Annotated in this window: 3 protein-coding genes and 1 pseudogene; 3 read left to right on the plus strand and 1 reads right to left on the minus strand. The window is 75.3% G+C overall.

The window, feature by feature from the left end; genetic code table 11:
* Both R7226_RS31085 and R7226_RS31090 read left to right on the plus strand, forming a co-directional pair.
* Window positions 1-308 (plus strand): Orn/Lys/Arg family decarboxylase (locus R7226_RS31085; RefSeq protein ID WP_449720095.1); only part of this gene is annotated, 308 nt, incomplete at its 5' end.
* Window positions 305-1,297 (plus strand): agmatine deiminase family protein, encoded by a 993-nt coding sequence (locus R7226_RS31090; protein ID WP_318601434.1) that lies wholly within the window; start codon window positions 305-307, stop codon window positions 1,295-1,297. The genes R7226_RS31085 and R7226_RS31090, both read left to right, overlap by 4 nt.
* 45 nt (window positions 1,298-1,342) lie before the next feature.
* Here R7226_RS31090 and R7226_RS31095 read toward each other — a convergent pair whose 3' ends face one another.
* Window positions 1,343-2,131, minus strand: a complete 789-nt coding sequence (locus R7226_RS31095; protein ID WP_318601435.1) for a FadR/GntR family transcriptional regulator — start codon at window positions 2,129-2,131, stop codon at window positions 1,343-1,345.
* 69 nt (window positions 2,132-2,200) lie between these two features.
* Here R7226_RS31095 and R7226_RS31100 point away from each other — a divergent pair.
* Window positions 2,201-3,453, plus strand: a pseudogene (locus R7226_RS31100) (indolepyruvate ferredoxin oxidoreductase family protein); the annotation flags it as partial.

Here is a 3,453-nt window from a genome sequence, read left to right on the forward strand (position 1 = left end):
GCGGCGACGACGCCGCGCCGATCCCCGCCGCCGCCTTCGCCGCGCCGCCGCCGGCCGAGCGGCCGCGCTGCTCGCCGCGCGACGCCTTCCTCGGCCCCGTCGAGACGGTCCCGCGCGCGGCCGCCGTCGGCCGCCTCGGCGCGGAGGCGATCAGCGCCTATCCGCCCGGCATCCCCACGCTGCTGCCAGGCGAGCCGATCACCGAGCGCGCGCTCGACCAGCTGCTGTCGCTGCGCGCCGCCGGCCTGCGCCTGCACGGCGCCTCCGATCCTGACCTGACCACCCTCGTCGTGACGGAGGAGCCGTGACGAAGCTGACGATGCCGGCCGAGTGGGAGCCGCACGAGCGGACGCTGATCGCCTGGCCGGCGCGCGCCGACATGTGGGGCGACCTGCTCGAAGAGGCCAAACGGGAGCACGTCGCGACGGTCGCGGCGATCGCCGCCTTCGAGCCGGTGACGCTCGTCGCCGACCCTGCCGACGCCGCCGAGGCGCGCAGCCGCGTGCCGGCCGACAACGTCGAGGTGCTCGCGCTGCCGATCGACGACTCGTGGCTGCGCGACAACGGCCCGCTCGTGGTGACCGGCGACGACGGCGCGCGCGCCGCGGTCGACTTCGTCTTCAACGCCTGGGGCGAGAAGATGCGGCCGTTCGACCGCGACGACCGTCTCACCGCGCTGCTGGCGGAGCGGCTCGACCTGCCGTACCAGCGCAGCCCGTTCGTGCTGGAGGGCGGCTCGATCGCGGTCGACGGCCGCGGCACGCTGCTGACCACGGAGCAGTGCCTGCTGCACCCGAGCCGCAACCCGGCGCGCGACCGCGACGGGATCGCGCGCGAGCTGTGCGTGCGGCTCGGCGCCGAGCGTGTCGTCTGGCTCGGCCAGGGCCTCGTCGAGGACGTCGAGACCGACGGCCACGTCGACCTCGTCGCCGCCTTTCTGCCGAGCGGCGAGGTGCTGCTGGAGGACCTGCCCGAAGGCGATCCCAACCACGCCGGCTGCCAGGAGAACCTGGCGCGACTGGAGGCCGCCGGCCTCGCCGTCCGCTCGCTGCCGTGGCTGGCGCGCGCCGAGCTGGACGGCAGAGCGTTCGCGCTCTCGTACATGAACCACTACCTCTGCAACGGCGCCGTGATCGCGCCGGTCGCCGGGCAGCCGGAGCTGGACGAGCAGGCGCTGGCGCTGCTCGCCGAGCTGCATCCCGAGCGCGAGGTCGTGGCCGTTCCGGCGCTGACGCTGGCGTGGGCCGGCGGCGGCCCGCACTGCATCACGCAGCAGGTGCCGGCCGCGCGGCTGTGAGGCGGCCGCATCGCGCGCGGGGCGCTCGGCGGCGCGGCGCGCGCCTCAATCGCGCGCGGCGCGCGAGCGTCTGGCGACCGGCCGCAGGAAGTCGGGGATCGGCCGCACGAGCTGGCGGTCGGTCGCGTCCTCCCACGCCCGCTCCAGCGCCGCCAGGTGCTCGTCCATCACCAGCTCGATCCGCTCCTGGTCGGCCGAGCGGATCGCCGCGAGCGTGCGCTCGTGGATGTCGATCACCCACTCGGCGATCGGCGGCTGATGGAGCGCGCTGTCGCGCGCGATCTCGAGCCGCCGCAGCAGCGTCCGCATCAGCCCGACGACCGTGCTGTTGCCGGTCGCGCGCGCGATCCGCACGTGGAACTGCATGTCGAGCTGGAGGAAGCGGTCCTCGCGCGCGAGCACGTCGCCCTCGGCCAGCAGCGCCCGCTGCGCGTCGACGATCGCCTGCAGTCTCGCGAAGTCCTCCTCGCGCGCGTTGACGGCGGCGAGCTGCGCGACGCGCGGCTCCAGCATCCGCCGCGCCTCCAGCACCCCGGCGATCTCGTCGAGGCGGACCTCCGACATCGAGCGCAGCAGCTCGATCGGGACGTAGCCGGAGGCGACGAAGGTGCCGCCGCCCGAGCCCGGTCTGACGATCAGCACGCCGGCGTCAGCGAGCACTCTGACCGCCTCGCGCAGCGTCGGGCGGCTGATCTGCAGCGCCTCCGCGAGCTGGCGCTCGGAGGGCAGCCGGTCGCCCTCGCTCAGCTCGCCGAGCCGCACGCGATCGGCGATCTGCTCGACCGCGCTCTCGAAGGTGCGGCGCGGGCCGACGGGGACGAAGCCGGTCTCCATCGGGCGAACGGTACCGAGAGTGACGAAAGCTGGGTTGCGGGTACACCACTCTTGGTATAGAAATTGACCATGAGCGGTCTTTCAGTGATCCACGCCCCTGCACGTCCCGTCACCCTCGCCGACCGCTACGAGCTGGCCGAGGGCCGTGTCCTGCTCTCCGGTGTGCAGGCGCTCGTGCGGCTGCTGCTGGACCAGCACCGCGCCGACACGCGCGCCGGGCTGCGCAGCGCGACGCTCGTCTCCGGCTACCAGGGCTCCCCGCTCGGCGGCTTCGACAAGGAGGTCGCGCGGCTCGGCCCGCTCGCCGCCGCGCACCATCTCGTCCACAGACCGGCCGTCAACGAGGAGCTGGGCGCGACCGCCGTCTGGGGCTCGCAGCTCGCCGGCACGCTGCCGCGACCGCGCTACGACGGCGTGCTCGGCGTCTGGTACGGCAAGTCGCCCGGCGTCGACCGCTCCGCCGACGCGATCCGCCACGGCAACCTGCTCGGCACCGACCCGCGCGGCGGCGTGCTCGCGCTCGTCGGCGACGACCCCGCCTGCAAGTCCTCGACCGTCCCCGGCGCCTCCGAGGAGCTGCTCGCCGCGCTGCACGTGCCGGTGCTCGCGCCCGGCAGCGTGCAGGAGGCGCTCGACCTCGGCCGCCACGCGATCGCCTGCTCCCGCGTCAGCGGGCTGTGGGCGGCGCTGAAGGTCGTCACCGCCGTCGCCGACGCGAGCGCGACGGCCGTCGTCGGGCTCGACCGCGTGCAGCCGCGCATGCCGCTGCTGGAATGGGAGGGCGCGCCGTACGTCCACCGGCCGACCGGCCACCTGCTCGCGCCGCAGTCGGTCGAGCTGGAGCGGACGCTGACGCCGCGGCTGGAGCTGGCGAAGCAGTACGCGCGCCTCAACGGCCTCAACGCCGTCACGCACGACGCGCCCGGCGCCCGCCTCGGCGTCGTCGTGCACGGCTCGGCGCGCCACGAGCTGCACGCGGCGCTGACCGCGCTCGGCTTCGGCGAGGCGATGCCGGCGCCGCTGCGGCTGCTGGAGGTCGGGATGCTCTTCCCGCTCGACGACGAGGCGGTGCGCGACTTCGCCGCCGGCCTCGACGAGATCGTCGTGGTGGAGGAGAAGGGGCCGTTCCTGGAGCGGCTCGTGAAGGAGGCGCTCTACGGCGGCCGCGCGACGCCGCCGGTGATCGGCAAGCGCGATGAGCGCGGCGCGCCGCTGCTGGCCGCGCACGGCACGCTCGACGCCGACGCGATCGCGCGGGCGCTCGGCGCGCGGCTGCTGGCGCGGGCAGAGCGCGACCGCGCGGCCGACACGGGCCGCGGCGC

The organism is Conexibacter stalactiti (genome assembly GCF_033542075.1).
Taxonomy (GTDB): Bacteria; Actinomycetota; Thermoleophilia; order Solirubrobacterales; family Solirubrobacteraceae; genus Conexibacter; species Conexibacter stalactiti.